Source organism: Faecalibacterium sp. An58 (genome assembly GCF_002161515.1).
In the GTDB taxonomy this organism is placed as follows: Bacteria; Bacillota; Clostridia; order Oscillospirales; family Ruminococcaceae; genus Faecalibacterium; species Faecalibacterium avium.
The window spans coordinates 65,131-87,774 of sequence record NZ_NFHX01000008.1 but is presented as its reverse complement, the minus strand read 5'-3'; the positions used below and the strand labels follow the sequence as shown (position 1 = coordinate 87,774).

Annotated in this window: 14 protein-coding genes; 10 read left to right on the top strand and 4 right to left on the bottom strand. The window is 64.6% G+C overall.

The window, feature by feature from the left end; translation table 11 throughout:
* The first annotated feature begins 9 nt into the window (after nt 1-9).
* Nucleotides 10-1,326 carry a competence/damage-inducible protein A gene (locus B5G12_RS07415; protein WP_087324459.1) on the top strand — a complete coding sequence of 439 codons (1,317 nt, stop codon included), beginning with the start codon at nt 10-12 and terminating at the stop codon, nt 1,324-1,326.
* Nucleotides 1,327-1,356: 30 nt separating this feature from the next.
* Nucleotides 1,357-2,217, top strand: a complete 861-nt coding sequence (locus tag B5G12_RS07410) for a competence/damage-inducible protein A (protein ID WP_087324458.1) — start codon at nt 1,357-1,359, stop codon at nt 2,215-2,217.
* A 49-nt stretch (nt 2,218-2,266) separates the two neighbouring features.
* Here the strand turns inward: B5G12_RS07410 and B5G12_RS07405 are convergent, their stop codons facing one another.
* From B5G12_RS07405 to B5G12_RS07395, 3 genes are all read right to left on the bottom strand, one after another.
* On the bottom strand, nt 2,267-3,709 hold the full coding sequence (locus tag B5G12_RS07405; RefSeq protein WP_087324457.1) for a TrkH family potassium uptake protein: 1,443 nt from the start codon (nt 3,707-3,709) through the stop codon (nt 2,267-2,269).
* The gene (gene trkA / locus B5G12_RS07400; protein ID WP_087324456.1) at nt 3,706-5,073 is read right to left on the bottom strand and encodes a Trk system potassium transporter TrkA; all 1,368 of its coding nucleotides are present in this window, start codon (nt 5,071-5,073) and stop codon (nt 3,706-3,708) included. Before trkA ends, B5G12_RS07405 begins: the two co-directional genes overlap by 4 nt.
* Nucleotides 5,074-5,261: 188 nt before the next feature.
* Nucleotides 5,262-6,254 (bottom strand): LacI family DNA-binding transcriptional regulator, encoded by a 993-nt coding sequence (locus B5G12_RS07395; protein ID WP_087324455.1) that lies wholly within the window; start codon nt 6,252-6,254, stop codon nt 5,262-5,264.
* A 319-nt stretch (nt 6,255-6,573) separates the two neighbouring features.
* Between B5G12_RS07395 and B5G12_RS07390 the strand changes: the two genes are divergently transcribed.
* From B5G12_RS07390 to B5G12_RS07355, 8 genes are all read left to right on the top strand, one after another.
* Nucleotides 6,574-7,836, top strand: a complete 1,263-nt coding sequence (locus B5G12_RS07390; RefSeq protein WP_087324454.1) for an extracellular solute-binding protein — start codon at nt 6,574-6,576, stop codon at nt 7,834-7,836.
* A 19-nt stretch (nt 7,837-7,855) separates the two neighbouring features.
* Nucleotides 7,856-9,250: a carbohydrate ABC transporter permease gene (locus B5G12_RS07385; protein ID WP_087324453.1), complete on the top strand. Its 1,395-nt coding sequence runs from the start codon at nt 7,856-7,858 to the stop codon at nt 9,248-9,250.
* A 2-nt stretch (nt 9,251-9,252) separates the two neighbouring features.
* Nucleotides 9,253-10,128: a sugar ABC transporter permease gene (locus tag B5G12_RS07380; protein WP_087324452.1), complete on the top strand. Its 876-nt coding sequence runs from the start codon at nt 9,253-9,255 to the stop codon at nt 10,126-10,128.
* A gap of 110 nt (nt 10,129-10,238) precedes the next feature.
* Nucleotides 10,239-12,224 (top strand): type I pullulanase, encoded by a 1,986-nt coding sequence (gene pulA / locus B5G12_RS07375; protein ID WP_087324451.1) that lies wholly within the window; start codon nt 10,239-10,241, stop codon nt 12,222-12,224.
* A gap of 23 nt (nt 12,225-12,247) precedes the next feature.
* Nucleotides 12,248-14,227, top strand: a complete 1,980-nt coding sequence (locus B5G12_RS07370) for an amylo-alpha-1,6-glucosidase (protein WP_087324450.1) — start codon at nt 12,248-12,250, stop codon at nt 14,225-14,227.
* Between the two features lie 134 nt (nt 14,228-14,361).
* Complete coding sequence (locus B5G12_RS07365; protein ID WP_242955968.1) at nt 14,362-16,083, top strand: glycoside hydrolase family 13 protein; 1,722 nt, start codon at nt 14,362-14,364, stop codon at nt 16,081-16,083.
* Between the two features lie 32 nt (nt 16,084-16,115).
* Nucleotides 16,116-17,741: a glycoside hydrolase family 13 protein gene (locus B5G12_RS07360; RefSeq protein WP_087324449.1), complete on the top strand. Its 1,626-nt coding sequence runs from the start codon at nt 16,116-16,118 to the stop codon at nt 17,739-17,741.
* 41 nt (nt 17,742-17,782) lie between these two features.
* The gene (locus tag B5G12_RS07355) at nt 17,783-20,059 is read left to right on the top strand and encodes a glycogen/starch/alpha-glucan phosphorylase (RefSeq protein WP_087324448.1); all 2,277 of its coding nucleotides are present in this window, start codon (nt 17,783-17,785) and stop codon (nt 20,057-20,059) included.
* 70 nt (nt 20,060-20,129) lie between these two features.
* Here the strand turns inward: B5G12_RS07355 and B5G12_RS07350 are convergent, their stop codons facing one another.
* A complete protein-coding gene (locus tag B5G12_RS07350; protein WP_087324466.1) occupies nt 20,130-22,517 on the bottom strand; it encodes a glycoside hydrolase family 31 protein in 2,388 nt (795 codons plus the stop codon).
* Nucleotides 22,518-22,644 lie beyond the last annotated feature (127 nt).

The following is a 22,644-nucleotide window of genomic DNA, read 5'->3' as shown; positions in this document are numbered from 1 at the left end:
GGCCGCACCATGACAGCGGAGATCATCAGCGTAGGCACCGAGCTTCTGCTGGGCAACATCCTGAACACCAACGCCCAGTATCTCAGCCGGGAACTGGCCGATCTGGGCATCACGGTCCAGCGGCAGAGCACCGTCGGGGACAACCACCAGCGTCTGGCCGAGTGGGTGCAGTCGGCCAAGGACCGCTGCGACCTGCTGGTATTCACCGGGGGCCTGGGCCCCACCGACGACGACCTGACCAAAGAGACGGTAGCCGCCTGCTACGGGGACACCCTGGCCTTTGACCCCGAGGAGTGGGAAAAGATCACTTCTTTCTTCACCCGGATGGGGCGCCAGACCACCCCCAACAACCGCAAGCAGGCCATGGTGCCGGTGCACGGCCGCAAGATCCCCAACGCCCATGGCACCGCGCCGGGGGCCTGGTTTGAGCAGGAGGGCAAATGCGCCGTCCTGATGCCGGGCGTACCGGCCGAGATGAAAGCCATGTGGACCGAACAGATTCGTCCCCTCCTGCTGGCCCGTCAAAACTGCTCCCTCCACTCCCTGACCCTGCGGGTGCTGGGGGGCGAAAGCGAGATCGAGTACCGGGTGCGGGATCTGTTGAAAAACGAAAATCCCACCGCCGCCATCTACTGCAAGACCGGCGAAAGTGAGATCCGGATCACCGCCCGGGCCGCTACTGCCGGGCAGGGTGCGGAAATGTGCCGGGCATATGCCAAAAAGTTCTATGATATTCTGGGCGATGCGGTGTATGATGAAGATGTGCCCAGCCTGGCCCACACGGTGGTGCACACCCTGGAGGCCCAAAGCCGGACCATTGCCACCGCCGAGAGCTGCACCGGCGGCCTGATCGCCCAGCAGCTGACCGGGGTGCCGGGGGCCAGCAACGTCTTTGGCTATGGCTTTGTCACCTATTGGGAACAGGCCAAGGCCCGCCTGATCGGGGTGGACCCGGCGGTCATCCGGCGCTACAATGTGGTGTCGGGGCCGGTGGCGGCCCAGATGGCCCGGGGCGCCAAAGAAGTCTCGGGGGCGGATATCGCGGTGGCGGTCACCGGGCTGGCAGGCCCGGGCGGCGGCGACGCCGTGCGCCCGGTGGGCACCGTCTACATCGCGGGGGCCGGTCCGGCAGGGGTGTATGTGGAGAAATTCCACTATATCCGGGCAGACCGTGAAAACATCCGCGCCCGGGCGGCCCATGCCGCCCTGGAGCTGGCGCTGCGGCTGGCCCAGGGCAAGGCTCCGGCGGGCTGTTACCGGCTGGAAGACGGCGCCTGCGGGGATGCCCAGGCCCTGGCGGCCCTGAACGAGGCGCTGATCTTGTAACTTTAAAAACGACGGCAGGGGGTATGCGTGATGGCAGCGGCAAACGAGAGCCGGGTGCTCCGCTTTTTTGGAGTGGAACCGGCAGAGGTGGAACAGGCGGCAGCCGGGCTGGCAGGCCGGTGCGGCCTGGCCCATGTGGAAAGCCGGGCCCAGGGCGCCGAGACCCTGCTGGCCCTGACCGCGCCGCCCCGCGCGCTGCACCGGGCCGGGGAGCGGCTGCGCCGCGCCTTTGCCGGAGGGCTGTACGGAGCCGGGGGCGACACCCTGGCCGACTGCACCGCCCAGGCCCTGGTGGGGCGGGACAGGCTGCTGGCCTGCGCCGACCCCGAAGCCCTTGCCCTGCTGGCCTCCCGGCTGGAAGGGCGGCCCGGGATCAGCCGGGTGTTTGATTTTGGGGCGGGCAGCTGTCTGGACGCCGCTCTCATGGCCAAAGTGGATGCCCGGGTAAGCCGCGCTCCGGCCCAGGACCCCCTGGCGGACAAGCTGTGCCGGATGCAGGCCGCCGTCCATCTGACCCACGCCGACCTGGTGGCCGGCGTGCTGGTCCGGGATGGGGATACCCTGGTGCTGCTGGCCCGGCGCAAGGGCTGCTGGGTGTGCAGCGTGCCGCCGGAGGGCAGCCCCGCCCTCTGGCTGCTGGACATGATCCGGCGGGCCGCCAAGCGTCTGCCCCAGGCCAAGGGGGTCCGTTATTGCAGAGCGGGCCGCGCACACGGCGCCGCACGCCGCTGGCGGACGCGGCTGCTGCTGGCCCTTCTGCTGGCCGCGGCCGTGGGTCTGGTGCTGGCTTTGCAGGCCACCGGCGGGGACCTCTCTGCTCTGCCCCAGCTGCTGCGCAGCCTGGCGGGGGCATCCCAGCCGCCCGCCCACTCGGGAGCGATCTTTCTATAAACAAAAACAAAGGCCCCGCCTTCTTGGGAAGGCGGAGCTTTTTCTATGTTCAGAACTTTTTCCACGTCTCCGGGACGAACAGCATCAGCAGGGGGAACAGTTCCAGGCGGCCCGCCAGCATATCCACCGTCAGCACCAGTTTGGAAAAGCCCGAGTACAGCCCAAAGTTTGCCATAGGGCCTACCCCCTCCAGGCCGGGGCCGATGTTGTTGAAGGTGGCCGCCACAGCGGTGAAATTGGTCACCAGGCCCTGGCCGTCCAGGCTGACCAGCAGCACCGACGCCCCAAAGATGATGAAATAGGCCGCCATGAACACGTTGGTAGAGCGCAGGGTATCCTGGTCCAGAGGCTTGCCGTCCACACGCACCGGCGCCACCACGTTGGGGTGCAGCGTCTGGGCGATCTCCTTGCGGATGCTCTTGGCCAGGATCATAAAGCGGCTGATCTTCATGCCGCCGCCGGTGCTGCCCGCGCAGGCGCCGATGAACATCAGCACCACCAGGATGCTCTTGGCAAAGGAGGGCCACTGGTCAAAGTCGCAGGAGGAGAACCCGGTGGTGGTGATGATGGACCCCACCTGGAAGGCGGCCTGCTGGATGGCGGTGAGGAGGTTGGGGAACAAATCGCGGATGTTCCAGCTGATGAGGGCGATGGCCGCAAAGACCACCCCCAGATACCAGCGCACCTCCTCGATGGCGGCGGCCTTGCGCCACTTGCGCCGCATCAGGTAGAAGTAGGCGCTGAAGTTGACGCCGAACAGGATCATAAAGACGGTGACCACCACCTGGATGTAGGTGGAATAGCTGGCCATGCTGTCATTCTTGATGCCAAAACCGCCGGTGCCCGCCGAACCAAAGGTGATCAGCAGGGTGTCCATCAGGGGGCAGCCCCCTGCCAGCATAAAGACGATCTGCAGGACGGTCATGCCCAGGTAGATGCCATAGAGGATCTTGGCCGTGGCCTGCACCGAGGGCACCATCTTTTCCACCTGGGGACCGGGGCTCTCGGCCTTCATCAGGTTGACATGGCTGCCGCCGGTGAGGGGCAGCACAGCCAGCAGGAACACCAGGATGCCCATGCCGCCGATCCAGTGGGTGAAGCTGCGCCAGAACAAAATGCCCATGGGCAGGCTTTCCACGTCGGCCAGCACCGATGCGCCGGTGGTGGTAAAGCCGGACACCGTCTCGAACAAGGCCCCGATGGGGTCGGGGATGGCGCCCGACAGGACAAAGGGCACCGCCCCCATGATGCTGATGACGATCCAGGTCAGGGCGGCGGTGACGCAGCTCTCCCGCATATAGAAGATCTTGCTGCGGGGCTTGATGCGGGTCAGCAGGCCCCCAATGACCAGGCACAGGGCGATGGTGAACAGGAACACCCCCAGGATGTCCCACTCGCCGTACAGGACGCTGACTGCCGCCGGGAAGGCCATCAGTCCGCCCTCACACAGCAGGATGTAGCCCAGCAGGCGGAACACTATGGCATAGTTCATCGTGCGCCTCCCTGCCCGGCCACGATATCCCGCAGGTCATGCAGGCCGTGCTGCAGGGTGACCACAATGACGGTATCCCCCAGCTGGATGGTATCGCCGCCCCGGGGAATGATGATCTCATCCCCCCGAGTGATGCAGCACAACAGCAGGTTGGGCTTGAGGTGCAGCTCGCTCAGGGCCACGCCGGTGGCGGCGCTGACTTCGTGGACGGTGAATTCCAGGGCTTCCACCCGGTCGTCCAGAATGCGGTACAGGGTCTTGACATTGCTGCCCGCCGCGTTTTGCAGGGCGCGGACATACTGCACCACAAAGTCACAGGTCATGTATTTGGGGTAGATGATGCTGCCCAGGTCAAAGCTGGAGAGGATGTCATCAAACTCCAGACGGTTGATCTTGGTGACCAGTTTGGCTTTGGAGTGGTTGGAGGCGAACAGGGACAGCAGGATGTTCTCCTCGTCCATATTGGTCAGGGCCACAAAGGACTCGGCCGAGTCCAGCCCTTCGCTGAGCAGGAAGCCCCGGTTGGAGCCGTCCTCACAGAGGATCTGGGCCTGGGGCAGTTCCTCGGCCAGGTAGTCGCAGCGCTCGAGGTCCCGCTCGATGATCCGCACCTTGATCTTGCTCTCCAGCAGGTACTGGCTGAGATAGAAGGCGATGGCGCCGCCCCCCACGATCATGGCGTTCTTCACCGGTTTGACCGGCAGGCCCAGCTTGACAAAGAACTGCTGGGCCTTCTCCTCGGTGGCCAGGAAGGTGACCAGATCCCCTTTGCGCAGCACAAAGCTGCCGTCGGGGATGGTGACGGTCTGCCCCCGCTCCACCGCGCACACCAGGATATCGCATCCCATCCGGGAAGGGATATCCCGAATGGGCATCCCATCCAGCTGGTCGGCCAGGGCAAACTTGATCAGCCGCACCCGGCCCCCCGCAAAGGTGTCGATCTTGCTGGCGCCGGGGAAGCGCAGCAGCCGGGAGATCTCCTTGGCGGCGGCCATCTCGGGGTTGATGATGGCCGAAATGCCGGTCTGCTGACGGATGAAGTCCAGCTCGTGGCTGTACGACGGGTTGCGCACCCGGGCGATGGTATGGCGGCTGCCCGCCTTTTTGGCAAACATGCAGCAGAGCAGATTCAGTTCATCCGAGCCGGTGATGGCGATAAAGACGTCGGTGTCCTCGATGCCGGCCTCGTTCAGGGTGGTGATGGAGGAACCGTTGCCCACCACGCCCAGCACATCGTAAGCCTGTACGATCTGCTCCACGCGGGCCTTGTTGGTGTCGATCACCGTAACGCTGTGGCCTTCCTCACTGAGCTGGCGGGCCAGGGCTGTGCCCACTTTGCCGCCGCCCACAAGTATGATCTTCATACAAAAGCGTCCTTTCTATTCTCACGCAGGGCCGGCCCTTGCCTGTCGGCCAATGGATGGAATACACCTTATTCTAGCACAATCGGACCCAAAGGTCTATAAGCACATGGGTCGGACAGCAAAACGGCCAGCCCGGAAAGGAGCATCCCTCCCGGCTGGCCGCGGTATCGTTTGCAGTTTGGCCGCACTCACAGCCGGGGCGCGGGCCCGGTGGAACCCCGCAGGATCAGCTGGGCGTGCAGCAGCAGGCTGCTGATGGGCACTCCGTTCAAAAGGCTGTCCAGGGCATAATAGCCGCTCTTGCCGATCTGCAGCCGGTCCTGACGGATGGTGGTCAGGGGGGGCGAGGTGTGGGCGCAGAAAGGCAGGTCGTCAAAGCCGATGATGCTCAGCCGCTGGGGCACCTGGATGCCCAGCTCCAGGCAGCGGATCAGGGCGGTGTGGGCCAGCAGATCCGAGCTGCACAGCACGGCGGTCACCCCCATGTCCACCAGGCGGGGCAGATGGGTGTTGACGCACTCGGAAAAGGAGTAGGCATAGCCCGCCATCGACACCCCGCTGGGCAGCTTGCGGCGGCGTATCTCATGGAAAAAGCTCTTATACCGCACCTGGGTGATATGGGAGCCCAGCGCCCCGCTGAGGTAGCCGATCTTCTGGTGGCCCATGCCGCACAGCGCGTTGACCGCCTGGCCGATGGCCTCGTTGTTGTCCACGCCCAGGGTAGAGATGGTGGGGTTGCCCAGGATCAGGTTGTCATACAGCACCGCCGGGGTGCGGCTGGTGGGAAATTCCTTCATCCAGGGGTCGTTCAGGGTGGCCCCCAGGATCAAGGCCCCCAGGTAGCCCTCCTGCAGCATGAAGGTGTCGTAGCTCACCGAGCGCTGCATCTCCTTGCTCATATCCACCACGCGGACGCTGTAGCCGGAAGGCTCTGCCATCTGCCGGAAGCCGGCGATGATATCGTAGCCGAAATCCTCGGGCTTTGCGTAGTCCATGTTCTCGATCAGGACGCACAGGGTGCGCACCGCCCCCCGCCGGGCCCGGGTATAGCCCAGGGTGACGGCGGTCTCGAGGATGGTTTTGCGCAAAGTTTCGCTGATATCCGGCGCGCCGTTCAGGGCTTTGGACACCGTCCCCTTGGACACCCCCACTTTTTTGGCAATATCTTCCATAGTCGGCATCTGTTTGCACCTCCTTTCCGGCCGAAGATAGTCTTTTCATGGTTTTATTATACCCATCCCGGGTCCAAAAGGCAAATGCCGGAGCCTGTACGAAACCTCAAAAAAAGTTTCGCATTTTTGTGCATCGCAGTCGCCCGTTGTTAAATCGCCTGAAATCAATGGATTTTGGTTGTACATGATTCACAAAAAATTCGCGATTTTCAAAAAAAGACTTGATTCTTAGCGCAATTTGGTTTATGATAATGCCATCGCGAAACATTACGAAACTTCGCAACGCCCTTCGCACCCGTTTATGAGAAGCAAAAAGGAGGAATTGCTAATGCGCAAAAACTGGTCCGCTCCCCGCCTTCTGTCCAGAAGGGACTTTCTGCGCCTGTCTGCGGTGGCGGCCGGGACTGCTGCTGCGGGCGGCATGCTGAGCGGATGTTCCGAGGGCAGCGGCGAGAATGTCCGTCTGATGGTCTGGAGCCCGTCCCAGGACCAGGCCAAGGACAGCGGTGAATGGCTGCAGACCTGCTGCGACCGTTTTGCCGAGCTGCACCCCGAGTGGAACATCACCTTTGTCTATGGCGTCGCCGACGAGGCCGGTGCGGCAGGCACCGTCAGCCAGGATGCGGAGGCCAGCGCCGATGTGTTCATGTTCGCCAACGACACCCTCACCACCCTGACCGACGCCGGCGCCCTGGCCAAATTCGGCGGCATCTACGCCGATGAGATCAGCGCCAGCAACAGCCCCAGCCTGGTGGACAGCCTGACCATGGACGACTACATCTACGGCGTGCCCTTCACCACCAACACCTGGTTCATGTACTACGATAAGTCCACCTTCTCGGAGGACGACATCAAGAACCTGGACACCATGCTCACCAAGGGCGTGGTCAGCTTCCCCTTCACCAACTCCTGGTATCTGCCCGCCTTCTATTTCGGCAACGGCTGCACCCTGTTCGGGGACGGCACCCAGGAAGAGCTGGGCGTGGACTTTGCAGGCCAGAAGGCGGTGGACGTCACCAACTACCTGATCGACCTGTACAACAATCCCAACTTCACGGTGGACGCCGACGGGTCCGGCATGGCCGGCCTGCGCGACGGCAGCATCAAGGCCATCTTCACCGGCTCGTGGGACGCGGAGGCCATCAAGGAGATCCTGGGCGACAACATGGGCGTGGCCGCGCTGCCCACCTTCACCCTGAACGGGGAGGAAAAGCAGATGTACGCCTACGCCGGCAGCAAAGCCATCGGCGTCAACACCAACAGCAAGTACATGGTGCAGGCAATCCAGCTGGCCCTCTACCTGGGCGGCCCCGAGGCACAGCAGCTGCACTACGACCTGCGCACCGTCATCCCCTGCAACACCGAGCTTCTGGCCGACCCCGCCATCGCCAGCGACGAGCTGGTGGCCGCCCAGAACGACACCTTCGACCGCACCTCGATCCTCCAGCCTTTCGTCTCGGGCATGAGCAACTGCTGGACCCCGGTCGAGAACATGGGCAAGGGCATCCGCAGCGGGACCATCACCCACGACAACGCCGCTGAGCAGACCCAGGCCATGAACGATGCCATGAACAGCGACGGCATCTCATAAGGAAAGGGAGGATTCGTGCATGAATGCCACAAGTGCTTTAAAACTGCGCAGCAACACCCTCAAGATCGACAACCCCATCACCTGCATGGAAGCCATCAAGAACGGCGATATCTTCACCCGGCTGTCCATGGTGGTGATGGGCCTGGGCAATATGGTCCACGGCCAGGTGGTCAAGGGGCTGCTGTTCCTGGCAGCCGAGGTCGCCTACATCGCCTTTATGGTGACCAACGGCTTTTACAATCTGTCCATGCTGGTATCCCTGGGCAGCGTCGAGCGCCAGGAGGTCTGGAACGAGGAGCTCCAGATCTTTGAGTACACCCATGGCGACCAATCCATCCTGCTTTTGTTGTACGGCCTGGCCACCATCCTTGTGACCGGCGTCATGTTCTGGATCTGGCGCGGCACCCTCAAGAGCGCCTACAACGTCCAGCTGCAGGCCAAAGCCGGCAAGCACATCTTCACCTTCAGCGAGGACATCAAGGAGCTGTTCGACTCCAACCTCTACCGTCTCCTGATGACCCCCTCCATGTTCTTCATCACCGCCCTGACCATCCTGCCTCTGATCTTCATGATCTGCATGGCGTTCACCAATTACAGCAAGATCGACAACCACCTGGTCCTGTTCGACTGGGTGGGCCTGGACAACTTCCGCACCCTGTTCGACTCCAACTCGATCCTGGGCTCCACCTTCTGGAAGGTGCTGGGCTGGACGCTGGTGTGGGCCTTCTTTGCCACCTTCACCAACTACTTTGCAGGCATGATCCTGGCCATCATCATCAACCGCAAGGACACCAAGGCCAAGGGTTTCTGGCGTTTCTGCTTCGTTCTGCCCTGCGCGGTGCCCATGTTCGTCTCCCTGCTGATCATGCGCACCATGCTGCAGCCCGAAGGCGCTGTCAACGTGCTGCTGCGGCAGCTGGGCCTCATCGCGGACGGCGTGAGCCTTCCCTTCTTCACCGATCCCACCTGGGCCCGGGTGACCGTCATCCTGATCAACATCTGGGTGGGCGTGCCCTATACCCTGCTGCAGCTGACCGGCGTGCTGCAGAACATCCCCTCCGACCTGTATGAGGCTGCCACCGTAGACGGTGCCAACGCAGTGCAGACCTTCTTCCGCATCACGCTGCCCTATATGTTCTACGTCACCACCCCGTACCTGATCGCCACCTTCACCAGCAACGTCAACAACTTCAACGTCATCTACCTGCTGTCCGGCGGCGACCCCGTCACCGACCTGGCCTCCACGGCCGGCAGCACCGACCTGCTGGTCACCTGGCTGTACAAGCTGACCATCGACAAGCAGTACTACAATGTGGGCGCCGTGGTCGGCATCCTGACATTCATCATCCTGGCCATCGGCTCGCTGCTGACTTACCGCCGCAGCAAGTCCTACCGTGAAGAAGGAGGCATCTGAGCATGAGCAACAATGCAAAGCAGTTAAGTGCCAAACGCATCCGGACACGCAACAACGTCATCGTCTACATCGTCCTTTCCATCCTGGCGGTGATCTGGCTGTTCCCGGTGGCGTGGGTGGTCATGACCAGTTTCCGCGCCGAAAAGGGCAGCTACGTCTCCACCTTCTTCCCCAAGAGCTTCACGCTGGACAACTACATCAAGCTGTTCACCGATACGAGCCTGCTCAACTTCCCGCAGATGTTCATGAATACCCTGTTCATTGCCATCTGCTCGTGCATCCTCTCCTCGTTCTTTTTGCTGTCGGCTTCCTTCTGCCTGTCCCGGCTCAAGTTCAAGCTGCGCAAGCCCTACATGAACATGGCCATGATCCTGGGCCTGTTCCCCGGCTTCATGTCCATGGTAGCCGTCTACTTCATCCTGAAGGCCGTGGGCCTGACCGAGGGCAACAACGTCCGTCTGGCTCTGATCCTCTGCTACTCGGGCGGCGCGGCCCTGAGCTTCCAGATCACCAAGGGCTTCTTTGACACCATCCCCAAGGACCTGGACGAGGCCGCCATGCTGGACGGCTGCACCCGCTGGCAGATCTTCACCAAGATCACCCTGCCCCTTTCCAAGCCCATCGTCATCTACACCATCCTGACCTCCTTCACCGCCCCCTGGGTGGACTTCATCTTCGCCAAGGTCATCTGCCGGGCCAACGCCGACCAGTACACCGTCGCCATCGGCCTGTGGCGTATGCTTGAAAAGGAATACATCGACAGCTGGTACACCAGCTTCGCCGCGGGCGCGGTGCTGATCTCGATCCCCATTGCGATCCTCTTCCTCAAATTGCAGAAATACTATGTCAACGGCATGGCTGGTGCGGTCAAAGGCTGATCGGGTATCTCTGAGACACACACCCCTTCTGCAACACAGCAGCCGCCAGACCGTCACTCTCTGGCGGCTGCCCTTTTGTATACATATTATAAAGGACGGTAACCTGATCCATGCAAACTGCCACCCAGAACCCTGCGGCAGCTTCCGCCCGCCGCAGGATGTACGACTCCAAAGCATTCGAGGCCCAATACCACACCGACCAGCCTCTGGGCGCCCTGTGGACCCCCCAGGCCACCCGCTTTGCCCTGTGGGCCCCTACCGCCCGCCGCGTGGAGCTGTCCCTGTATGAGGATGGCTGCTCCGGCGCGCCCCAGCTGACCACGGAACTGGCGCGCGCCGGACGGGGGGTCTGGCAGGTCCTGCTGGAAGGGGATCTGGACGGCCGCTACTACGATTTCTCCGTCACCGACAGCGAAGGCGTCACCCGCCGCACCGCCGACCCCTGGGCCAGGGCCTGCGGCCGGGACGGCGCCCGCAGCATGGTGGTGGACCTGCGCCGCACCGACCCCGAAGGCTGGCAGCAGGACGCGCCCCCGGCCCACGGCACGGAGGACATCATCTATGAGGTGCACGTCAAGGACTTCTCCCACGATCCCCACAGCGGCGTGCCCGAGGCGCTGCGAGGCAAATACCTGGCTCTGACCCTCAACGGCACCACCCTGGACGGGGACGGCATCCACCCCACCTGCATCGACTACCTCCGGCAGCTGGGGGTCACCCATGTGCAGCTGATGCCGGTGTACGACTTCGGTTCGGTGCCCGAAGGCCAGGGGGACAGCTACAACTGGGGCTATGACCCGGTGAATTACAACGTCCCCGACGGCTGGTATGCCACCGATCCCGACGACGGCGCCGTGCGCATCCGGGAGCTGAAGGCCGCGGTACAGGCTCTGCACCGCAACGGCTTCCGGGTGGTGATGGATGTGGTGTACAACCACACCTATAAGCTGGATTCCTGGCTGTGGCGCACCGAGCCCTGGTACTTCTACCGCCAGAACCCCGACGGCAGCTCCGCCGACGGCTCGGGCTGCGGCAACGATCTGGCCAGCGAGCGCAGCATGTGCGCCCGCTACATCCTGGAATCGGTGCTGTACTGGGCCGAGGAATACCATATGGACGGCTTCCGCTTTGACCTGATGGCCCTGCTGGACACTGGCCTGATGAGCCGCATCCGCACCGAGCTGGACCGCCGCTACGGCAAGGGGGAGAAGATCCTCTACGGCGAGCCCTGGAGCGCCCATGCCAGCCCCATGCGCCGGGGGACCGTTCCCACGGGCAAGCGGGCCCTGCCCACCCTGGATGAGAACATCGGCGCGTTCTGCGACGCCACCCGGGATCTGGTCAAGGGGCATATCCTCCACGCCGAGCGGCCCGGCTTTGTCAACGGCGGGTCGGCCCGGCTGTCCGCCCTGGCCTCGGCCATCACCGGCTGGGCCGGGGTGCAGGGCGGGCGCTTTGCCTCCCGGGCCCCCTCCCAGACCATCAGCTACCTGTCCAGCCACGACGACTGGACCCTGTGGGACAAGCTGGTCATCACCATGGACCCCCAGCGCGGTTTTGACCAGCCCACCCCCGCCATCCTGCGGGCCAACCGCCTGGCCGCGGCCTTCTGCTTTGGCTGCCAGGGCCATTGGTTCCTGCTGGCCGGCGAGGAGTTCGGCCGCACCAAACAGGGCCTGCAGGATAGCTTCAACGCCCCCGCCGACCTCAACCGTCTGGACTGGACCCGGGCCTGGACCGGCCCCTGGCGTCAGCTGGCGGAATACTATCAGGGCCTGATGGCCCTGCGCGAGCAGCTGCCCGCCCTGTGCGACAAGAGCGAGGCGGCGCCCCGGCGGCTACTGGGCGCCTGGAGGCCGGGCCGCCAGTGCGCGGCTTTCCTGCTGGACAACAAGGCCCACAGCCACTGGGACCAGCTGCTGCTGATCTACAACGCCGGCCGCGCCCGGCCCGCTCCATTGCCCGCCGGGCAATGGCAGCTGCTGGCCGACGCCGACAGCAGCACCCTCTGGGCCGAAGCGCAGCCCACCCTGCTGCAGGACCAGGCCGAGCTGCCCGAAAGCGGGGCCCTGATCCTGGGGCGTCTGCACCCATAACACGACAAGGAGCAACAAAACCTATGGATCTTCTTTTTGGAAGGCAGGATTTCGCCAGCGAAGCCTGCCAGCAGAACACTTTTTTGCTGACCAACGGCCTGGGGGGCTATTGCTCCCTGTCGGCGGCCTTTTCGGCCACCCGGGGGGATCACGCCCTGCTGATGGCCAGCCTGCGGGCCCCCACCGCCCGCTTTGACCTGGTGCACCGTATGTCCGAGCAGCTGACGGTGGGCCGGCAGACGGTCTGGCTGTCCACCCAGGACAAGGCCGGCTGTCCCGACGAGGACGGCTGGCGCCACCTGGTCCTGTTCGAGGGGGACGGCCCCCGGTGGGTGTATGAGGTCGCCGGCGTCCGTGTGACCCGGCAGCTGGCCATGGACTATGGGCAGAACACGGTGGCGGTGCAGTACACCATCGAGAACCATAGCCAGGCCCCCTGCACCCTGACCGCCACCCCCTGGCTGCGGTTCATCCCCAAGGGGGGCCGCATGACCAGCCGCCGCCGCTTTGACTGGAGCGCCAGCCAGGTGCGCAGCGGCGGGCTCCGGCTCCGCTTTGCCGTGGAGGGAGGCATCGCGGAAGCCCTGCCCGACTGCCAATACGAGACGCTGCGGTTCCGTCACGATGCGCCCGACGGCCGCACCCCCACCGGCCTGTGCGGAGCGGCCGGGCGGTTCGTCTTTACCGCTGCGCCCGGGCAGACCCGTCCGTGCGCGGTGGTGCTGGGCACCGGCGCCGACCTGCCCACCGCAGGCGCCGTGCTGGCTTCCCAGGCCAGGCGCCGGCAGGAACAGGCCCAGGCGGCCGGGCTGCACACAGCACTGGGACAGGCGCTGTCGGCGGCGGCCGACGCCTTCATCGTGGAGCGGGCCTCCACCCAGGGCAAGACCATCGTGGCGGGCTACCCCTTCTTCACCGACTGGGGCCGCGACACCATGATCGCCCTGCCCGGCTGCACCCTGTCCACCGGCCGCTATGAGGACGCCAGGAGCATCCTGCGCACCTTTGCCGCCAACGAACGGGACGGCCTGCTGCCCAACCTCTTTCCCGACCAGGACGCACAGCCGCAGTACAACACGGCGGACGCGGCCCTGCTGTTCATCAACTGCCTGTGGCTGTACTACACCCGCACCCAGGACGATGCCTTTGTAGCCGAGATGTGGCCCTGTGCCGCCCGGATCGTCCAGTGCTACCGGCAGGGCACCAGCCATGGCATCCACATGGACGCCGACGGCCTGCTGTGCGCCGGCGAGGGCCTGGATCAGGTGACCTGGATGGACGTGCGGATCGGCACCCATCTGCCCACCCCACGCCACGGCAAGCCGGTGGAGATCAACGCCTACTGGTACAACGCCCTGCGCATCATGGCCCGGCTGGCGCCCCTGGCCGGCGCCGACGGCGGCCCCTACGCACAGCTGGCCGCGCAGGCGGGGGCCAGCTTCCGTCAGGCTTTCTGGATGCCCGGGGAGCAGCGGCTGCGGGACGTCATCAGCCCCCAGCCCTCCCCTGCCGATACCCAGCTGCGGTGCAACCAGATCTGGGCCGTATCCATGCCCTTCACCCCCCTCACCCGGGACCAGGCCGCCGGGGTGGTGCGCAGCGTCCGTCAGGCTTTATGGACCCCCTGCGGCCTGCGCACCCTCGACCCCGCCGACCCCGACTTCCACCCCGTCTACGGCGGGCCCCAGAAGGTCCGGGATCTGGCCTACCACCAGGGGACGGTGTGGCCCTTCCCCCTGGGAGGCTACTATCTGGCCCTGCTGCGTGTGGGCGATTTCTCCCCCGCGAGCTGCCGCCAAGTGCGCCAGGACCTGGACGCTTTGCTCCCCGCTCTGCGGGAAGGGTGCCTGGGCTCACTGCCCGAGATCTACGACGGCGGCGTGCCCGGCCCCTCCCGCGGGTGCTTTGCCCAGGCCTGGAGCGTGGGCGAGCTGCTGCGGGTCTGTGAGGCGCTGGAGCGTCCCCAGGCCGCGGGCCTGGAGGGCAGCTGGGCCCAGGCGTGAGATATCCTGCTCCTTTTGTCCATTTATTGATAGGATGTGGCGGTTTTCGCATTGAATTATCCGGCGTTCCAGAGTATCCTTATTCTGCAAAAATGAGAAGGCAACGGAAGGGTTTCGATAAGGAGGTTCCCCTTATGATGGATCTAGCCGCCATTTTCCACCAGGCGCGGGTGCCCATGTGCTGCGCCCTGGATCAAGACACCCTGCAGATCACCCTGCGCACCGGTCCGGAGGTGGACAGCGTCCAGCTGATCTACGCCGACCCCTACGAGGCCGGCATTGCCGGGGGCGAGGAGAGCTGGGAAGGCCGCCGGATGGCCATGCAGCCATCCTTCCGGCTGGAGCACAGCCGCCTGTGGCAGGCCGTGCTCCGTCCGCCCTACCGCCGGCTGCGCTACTGCTTCGCCCTGCAGCAGGGCCAGGAGACCTGGTACTACTACGAGGACGGCCTGCGTCCGGTGCTGCAGCTGGACGCCCGTGTGCAGTGCTTCGCCATGCCCTGGATGAATCCCGCCGACTGCATCGCCCCGCCCGACTGGGTGCGGCACACCGTCTGGTATCAGATCTTCCCCGACCGGTTCTGCCGCGGCGGCAGCGGCCGGGCGGCGGACCAGCCCTGGCGCAAAGGCCCCGTCACCAACGCCCAGCGCTTTGGCGGGGATCTGGCAGGCATCACCGCCAAACTGCCCTATCTGGCCCGGCTGGGGATCAGCGGCCTGTACCTCAACCCCATCTTTCTGGCCGCCAGCGTCCACAAGTATGACACGGCCGACTACACCCGCATCGATCCCGATTTCGGCTGCGAGGAGGATTTCCGCCAGCTGGTGCACGCCGCTCACGACCAGGGCATCCGGGTGATGGTGGACGCGGTGTTCAACCACTGCGGCCCCCACTTCGGCCCCTGGCGGGACGTGGTGGCCCATGGGCCCCACTCCCCCTACTGGAGCTGGTTCTTCGTCCATCGGTGGCCCTTTGAGGAGGGCGACACCCGGGACGGCCGGTACTACTCCTTCGCCTTCCACGGCGGGATGCCCAAGCTGAACACCAACCTGCCCGCCGTCCAGGATTATCTGATCGGGCTGTGTGAAAGCTGGGTGCGCCAGTACGACATCGACGCCATCCGCTTTGATGTGGGCAACGAGATCTCCCACGATTTCCTGCGCAGGCTGCGGGTCCGGCTGAAGGCCATCAAGCCCGGTCTCTATCTGCTGGGCGAGATCTGGCACGACGCCCCGGCCTGGCTGGAGGGGGACGAGTACGACGCCGTCATGCACTATCCCCTGCAGAGCGCCCTGCGCCGCTTCTTTGAGGACGAGAGCCAGCCCGCCCAGGCCTTTGGCTGGGATGTGGCCCGGTGTATGTCGGTGTACGCCCCCCAGGTCAACACCGCCCAGTTCATCCTGCTGGACTCCCACGACACCATCCGGCTGCGCAGCCGGGTGCGCAGCGAGGACGAGTACTGGCAGCAGCTGGCGGCCCTGTTCACCCTGCCGGGCAGCCCCTGCGTCTATTACGGCACCGAGGTGGTGCTGGAAGGCGGGCCTGACCCCGACTGCCGCCGCTGTATGCCCTGGGACGAGCTGGACACCCCCGCAGGCCAGGCCTCCTGCCAGACGCTGCGCACCCTCATCGCCCTGCGCCGGCAGGAACCCGCTTTGCAGGGCGGGGAGATCGCTTTCCTGGACGGGCCCGAGCGGCTGGTACGCTACCGCCGCGGCAGCGTCCGTCCGCTGGAAGTCTGCCTGAACGCAGGCCGGGAGCCTGAAGCGCCGGCTCCCACAGGCGAGGTGCTGTTCGCACGGGGCTGGGACGGGAGCCGGCTGGCCCCGGGCGGCGTCCTGATCTGCCGCGTCTGATCCATATCATATAATTAATAAGGAGCGTTTTTATGATCGATTTCAGCAAGAAGGACTGGTGGAAGGAAGCCGTCATCTACCAGATCTATCCCAAGAGCTTTCAGGATTCCAACGGGGACGGCATCGGTGACCTGCCGGGCATCCTGTCCCGGCTGGACTACCTGCAAAAGCTGGGGGTGAACGCTTTGTGGATCAGCCCGGTGTTCGCCTCTCCCCAGGTGGACAACGGCTACGATGTCTCCGACTACCGCGCCATCGATCCCATGTTCGGCACCATGGAGGATATGCGCACCCTCATCCGGGAGGCGGGGGCCCGGGGCATCGGCATCCTGCTGGATCTGGTGCTCAACCACACCAGCGACCAGCACCGCTGGTTTCTGGAGGCCTGCAAGGGCCGGGATAACCCCTGCCACGATTATTACATCTGGCGGGACGGCCAGCCCGGCGTCCTGCCCAACGAGATGCGCGCCGCCTTTGGGGGGCCTGCCTGGACCTATGTGCCCCAGCTGGGCCAATACTACTTCCATCAGTTCGCTCCCCAGCAGCCCGACCTGAACTGGGAGAACCCCGCCGTCCGCCAGGAGCTGTACGCCATGATCCGCGCCTGGATGGCCGAGGGGGTCAAGGGGTTCCGGCTGGACGTCATCGACCAGATCGCCAAGGACCCCGACCGCCAGATCACCGCCAACGGCCCCCGGCTGATGGAGTTCCTGCACGAGCTGAACCGGGAGACCTGGGGCGGGGCCAACCTTGTGACGGTGGGCGAGGCCTGGGGCGCGGATATCCCCCGGGCCCGGCAGTACAGCGCCCCCGACGGCAGCGTGTTCAGCATGGTGTTCCAGTTCGAGCAGATGTGCCTGGATCACGAGGCCGACAAGTGGGTGCCCAAAGCCATGGCCCTGCCCGAGCTGAAGGCCAGCATCGCCCGCTGGCAGCAGGGCCTGCACGGCTGCGGCTGGAACAGCCTGTTCTGGGACAACCATGACCTGCCCCGCATCGTCAGCCGCTGGGGCGACGACGGCGAGGCCCGGGTGGATTCGGCCAAGGCCCTTGCGGTGGCGCTGCACGGCCTCCAGGGCACCCCTTATATCTACCAGGGCGAGGAGCTGGGCATGACCAACGCCCCCTATCCCGTGGAGGACCTGCGGGATGTGGAGAGCATCAACGCTTACCACGAGCTGGTGGACGGAGGCAAGAGCCCCGAGGAGGCCCTGGCGCTGATCCACCGGATGATGCGGGACAACGCCCGCACCCCCATGCAGTGGACCGCCGGGGAGAACGCCGGCTTCACCACCGGCACCCCTTGGATGCGGGTCAACCCCAACCACACCGTCATCAACGCCGAGGCCGCCCTGGCTGACCCGGACTCGGTGTTCCACACCTATCGGAAGCTGATCGCGCTGCGCAAGGCATACCCCGTCTTTGTGGAGGGGGATTTCACCCTGCTGTGCCCCGAGGACCCGCAGGTGTTTGCCTATCTGCGCCGGGGCACGGGCCAGGAGCTGCTGGCCGCTGTCAACCTCAGCGGCAAGCCCGCCGCCTTCGCCCTGCCCGAGGCCTTCCGGGGCTGCCAGCCCCTGCTGGCCACCCAGGGCACGCCCGACAGCGGTGTGCTGCGCCCCTGGGAAGCTCTGCTCTACCTGCGTGACGCGATCTGAGAACGTTATCACCAACGTTACAAACAAGGGAGGGTTTCACCATGGAACTCAAACAGCAACTGTCCGCCATCACCAATGCCCGCTTTGGCTGCGGGCCCGAGGAGTGCACTGACGCCCAGCTTTACCAGGCCCTGCTGGCCCTGACCCAGCAGCTGGCAGCCGGCCGGCCCGCACCCAAAGGTCCGCGCAAGCTCTATTACTTCTCGGCTGAATTTTTGATGGGCAAGCTGCTCAGCAACAATCTGCTGGCCCTGGGCCTCTTTGAGCCCGTGCGCGCCCTGCTGGATGGGATGGGCCGCAGCCTGGCCGCTCTGGAGGAGTACGAGCCCGAGCCCTCGCTGGGCAACGGCGGCCTGGGCCGTCTGGCTGCCTGCTTTTTGGACTCCATCGCCGCTTTGGGCCTGCCCGGGGACGGCGTGGGCCTGAACTATCACTACGGCCTGTTCCATCAGAAATTCGTGGACCGCAGGCAGCAGGAGCAGCCCGACCCCTGGATCCAGCCCGAAAGCTGGCTGCTGCCCACCGGGAAGAGCTACACCGTCCCCTTTGGCGGCTTTGATCTGGAGGCCGTGCTGTACGACATCGCCATCCCCGGCGCCCGGAGCGGCATCGCCAACCGGCTGCACCTGTTCGATGTCACCGACCCGGCCCAGCCTCCCGCCAACGGCATCGACTTTGACAAGCGGGATATCCCCCACTGTCTGACCGCTTTCCTCTACCCCGACGACAGCGACCGGGACGGCCAGCTGCTGCGGGTGTACCAGCAGTACTTTATGGTCTCGGCCGGCGCACAGCTGATCCTGGATGAACTGGAGGCGCAGGGCTTTGGCCCCGAGACCCTCAGCCAGCACGTGGCCATCCAGATCAACGACACCCATCCCTCCATGGTCATCCCCGAACTGATCCGCCTGCTGACCGGCAGGGGCCTGACTTTTGATGAGGCGGTGGAACAGGTGGAACAGACCTGCGCCTATACCAACCACACCATCCTGGCCGAAGCCCTCGAGAAGTGGCCGCTGGACTATCTGCAGACGGTGGCCCCCCAGATCGTACCCATCATCCGGGAGCTGGACAGCCGGGCGCGGCAGCGCAGCGGCGACTCCCGGGTGGCCATCCTGGACGATGCCGGCCGGGTGCACATGGCCCACATGGACATCCACTACGGCCATTCGGTGAACGGCGTAGCCGCCCTCCACACCGAGATCCTCAAATCCAGCGAGCTGAAACCCTTCTACGACCTCTATCCCGACAAGTTCAACAACAAGACCAACGGCGTCACCTTCCGCCGCTGGCTGGAGGTGTGCGACCCGGCCCTGTCCCACTGGATCACCCAGCGGATCGGCGACGGCTGGACCCGCGACCCCGAGGAGCTGGAAAAGCTGCTGCCCTTTGCCGAGGACGCCGACAGCCTGAACGCCCTGCTGGAGGTCAAGCAGCACAACAAGCGCAAGCTGCAGGCCCTGCTGCGGCAGCGCCAGGGCGTGGAAGTGGACGAGAACTCCATCTTTGACATCCAGGTCAAGCGTCTGCACGAGTACAAACGCCAGCAGATGAACGCTTTGTGGGTCATCTACAAATACTGCCAGATCAAGGGCGGCAACCGTCCGGCCCGGCCCATCACGGTGGTGTTCGGCGCCAAGGCGGCCCCCGCTTACACCATGGCCAAGAACATCATCCATCTGATCCTCTGCCTGCAGGCCCTCACCGAGTCCGATCCCGATGTCCGGCCCTGGCTGCACGTGGTGATGGTGGAGAACTACAACGTCAGCTGGGCCGAGGCCCTCATCCCCGCCTGCGACATCTCGGAGCAGATCTCCCTGGCCTCCAAGGAAGCCAGCGGTACCAGCAACATGAAGTTCATGGCCAACGGCGCCGTCACCCTGGGCACCATGGACGGCGCCAATGTGGAGATCGCCGGCCTGGTGGGCCAGGACAACATCTTCACCTTCGGCGCTTCCAGCGACGAAGTCATCGGGCTGTATGCCAACGGCGGCTATCATCCCCTGGATCACTACCACCGTCCCGGCATCGAATATCTGGTGGACTTCCTGCTGACCCCCCAGATGCTGTCCATCGGCGACCCCCAGATGCTGTGGGCACTGTGGAACGACATGAAGTACAAGGACTGGTTCATGGCCCTGCTGGATGTGGAGAGCTATATCGCCGAGAAGGAGCGCGCCCTGGCCGCCTATGAGGACCGCACCGCCTGGGCCAAAAAGATGCTGGTCAACATCGCCCGGTCGGGCTACTTCTCCTCCGACCGCACCATCGCCCAGTACGATGCCGATATCTGGCACCTGCGCCCTGCCAAGGATTGATTTCAACCAAAAAGAGCCGGAGGGCTGTGGAACGTTCCGCAGCCCTCCGGCTTGTTTTTTCAGCAAAGACTTAATTTGTTTGAGCCAGCAGCACCTCGGCCAGCATCCCGTACACCGCCTCGTCCAGATGCATGGTCTGCAAAACGCCCAGCAGGGCGGCGGCGCTCATGCCGCCCTGCAGATAGCCGAAGATCTGCTCTTTGAGGTCGTACTTCATCTCTGCCTGGTACAGCAGGCGGTACAGCTGCCCTTCCAGGTCGTTGGGCAGCAGCCTGGGGGCCGCGCCGAACTGCACCTGCAGCCGGTCCTCCGGCCGGATGGCCGGGGCTTCCAGGGTGAGGATGTGCTTTTCGGGGTCATAGGACACTGCGGCCTCTGCCTCCTGCCCGTTGCACAGCAGCCGGGGCGCCTCGGGGCCCACCCCATAGAAGCAGAACGCATAGCTCCGCCGGGCGGGCACCACCGGCCGGTTGCCCTCCACCGGCCCAACGGTCAGACAGCCGGCCTCCTGCTCCCAGGTCATGCGGGTGACGGCAAAGCTGCCCTCTGTGGGGACGCTGATGCCGTCGTCCTCGTACAGCTCGAAGGAGCCGTCCGCCCCCGGGAACACCCGCACTTCCATGCAGGCGGGGTTGTCGGTGCTGCTGCCCGGCTGCAGCCGTGCCATGGGCAGGATAGCCCCTGCCCTGGCCAGCACCGGGATATCCTCCAGGCCGCGGTAGAGCGTCAGCTTGCGGCCGCCGTCGTAGATGCGGCCCTCGAACAGGTCGAACCAGCGGCCTGCGGGCAGCCAGGCCTCGAAGGGGGCAGCGCCCGCCTTTTTGTCCATGGGGGTGGTAATGGGGCAGACCAGCAGCTGGGTGCCGAAATAGTACTCGTTGGGCGCGCTGTATGCCTCGGCGCGCTGGGGCTCCAGGTAATACAGGGGCCGGATGAGGGGCTGGCCCTGACGGCTGGCCAGTACATTCATGGTGTAGAGATAGGGCACCAGCTGGTGGCGCAGACGCAGATAGCGCTTCATCACGGTCTGGGCGATGAGGTTGTAGTTCCAGGGCTCCTTGCCGGTAAAGCGGCTGTTGGAGCTGTGCAGCCGCATGATGGGAGAGAACACGCCGAACTGCACCCACCGGGTGGACAGCTCATCGTCCTTGCTGCCCTGCATATGCCCGCCGATGTCATGGCTCCACCAGCCGTAGCCGATGTTGCTGGCGTTGGCGGTGAAGTAGGGCTGGAAATCCAGCGACTTCCACGAGATGATGGTATCCCCCGAGAAGCCGATGGGGTAGCGGTGGCTGCCCGGCCCGCTGTAACGGGAGAAGGTCAGTCCGCGCTTGCCGCCCCGCATACTGTCCAGGTAGTGGTAGTGGTTCAGCATCCAGAGGGGGTCCAGCCCGGGGATGCGGGTGTGGGTGCCCTGCTGCCAGTCCACCCACCAGAAGTCCACCCCCATCGCCTCGTTGGGATGGTGCAGGTATTGGAAATAGGCCTCCAGAAAGGCCGGGTCGGTGCTATCGAAGGGGATGGGCTCCTCCTTGCTCCAGTCCAGCCCCAGGGCCTGGGCCATAGGCCGGTAGGCCTCCTCAAAGGGGCGCACCCCGTCGGCGGGGTGGACGTTGAGGGTCACTTTGAGGCCGTGCCGATGCAGCCAGCCCATGAACTCGGCCGGATCGGGGAAAAGTTCCCGGTTCCAGGTGTAGCCGGTCCAGCCGCTGCCGTACTTGGGGTCCACGTCCACCAGATGCCAGTCCATATCGATGACCGCCACCGAGAAGGGGATCTGCTCGGCCTCAAACCGCCGGATCAGCGCCTTGTATTCCTGCTCGTCGTAGCGGTGGTAGCGGCTCCACCAGTTGCCGAACACGAACCGGGGCAGCAGGGGCACCGGGCCGGTCAGGTGGTAAAAGTCCCGCAGGCAGTCCTGGTAGGCGGGGCCATAGCCAAAGAAATACAGGTCGGTCCGCTCCCCCTGGCGGGGCTCCACCCAGCCGTCGGAGCGGATCAGCAGAGACTTGCTGTCATCCAGCACCCCAAAGCCGCCCCAGCGGGACAGCAGGCCGTGCTCCAGAGGGATGGCGCCGTCGGCGGTATCCAGCGTCCGGGCGGTGCCGCCCAGGTCCTCCACCTCGTCCCCATAGTGCCACACGCCATTGTGGCTGCCGCCCTTGGCCTTGACGGTGACGGACAGCCCGCTGGGGGAAAATTTCTGCTTGTCGTACAGCAGCTGCACCCCTTCGGTGACAATCTTGAGGGTGTCCTCCGTCTCAAACACCTGGAACGCAGGGGTGGCAAAATCCCGGTTGAGAACGCACTGGGTGGGCCGGTCCTCAAAAACGCCGTCCTCGCTGTACTCCAGCCGGAACAGGCGCGGGGTCAAAACACTGATGCGATACCGCTCCCCCTGCACCACCGACGCGGTCGGGCACAGAGGATGACTTTCGATCCGATACAGTTCTTCCATATGCAGCATCCTTTCCTTCTTATCCGGTGGGGCGTCCGCCCCCTCCGCAGCCCTATTATAGCAGATAGCGGCCCTTCCTCCAAGACAAAGTTTCGAATTGTTTCGCCGTTTTTGCCAAAGCCGCCCG